Source organism: Nocardia pseudobrasiliensis NBRC 108224, from assembly GCF_001613105.1.
Lineage (GTDB): Bacteria > Actinomycetota > Actinomycetes > Mycobacteriales > Mycobacteriaceae > Nocardia > Nocardia pseudobrasiliensis.
Genome location: NZ_BDBS01000098.1, coordinates 1 through 872, shown reverse-complemented (window position 1 = coordinate 872; position 872 = coordinate 1). Strand labels below are relative to the sequence as shown.

1 pseudogene is annotated in these 872 nt (G+C 62.8%); it reads left to right on the top strand.

Annotated elements, in window-relative coordinates:
* Positions 1 to 833, top strand: a pseudogene (locus NP4_RS39455) (IS3 family transposase); the annotation flags it as partial.
* Between the last annotated feature and the right edge of the window lie 39 nt (positions 834 to 872).

Here is an 872-nt window from a genome sequence, read left to right as displayed (position 1 = left end):
GCTGACCGAATCCCGGTGGCGGTGGCCTGCCGGGTATTGGGATTCTCGAAACAAGCATTCTACAAGTGGCGAGAAGAACCTGTGTCCCAACGTGATTGGGATGACGCGCATCTGATCAACGCTGCGCTCGAGATCCACGCCGGCGATCCGGAATTCGGGTATCGGTTCATCGCTGACGAACTCGCCGACCTCGGTTTCGAAGCCGGGGAGAACAGGGTCGGGCGTTTGTGCTCGCTGCAGGGCGTCTACAGCGCGTTCGCCAAGAAACGTGGCCTGACCGTCCGGCCGGGACCACCGGTCCACGACGATCTGGTTCGCCGCGACTTCACCGCCACCGGCCCGAACCGGCTATGGCTTACCGATATTTCCGAGCACCGCACCGCGAGGGGAAGCTCTACATCTGCGCGGTGAAGGATGTGTGGTCCAACCGCATCGTCGGCTACAGCATCGACGATCGGATGACCGCCGAACTGGCGTGCTCGGCGCTGCGCAACGCTATCGGCCTGCGGTCACCGGCCGGAACCATTGTTCATTCCGACCGCGGCAGCCAATTTCGTTCCAGAAAGTTCGTCACCCTGTTGTCCCGCAACCGATTACAGGGCTCGATGGGTCGGGTTGCCGCATGCGCGGACAACTCGGCCATGGAGTCGTGGTTCGCGCTGCTGCAGCGCAACGTGCTCGACCGGAAACGGTGGGGCACAAAGGAAGAACTGCGTCTGGCCATCGTGTGCTGGATCGAGCGGACCTACCACCGCCGACGGCGCCAACGAGGGCTGTCCCGGCTGACTCCGGTCGAATATGAGACCCTGAACCAGGCCCCACTCGCGGCCTGAAACCACCACAACCCGCGAGTCAATCAAATCCGGGGCAGT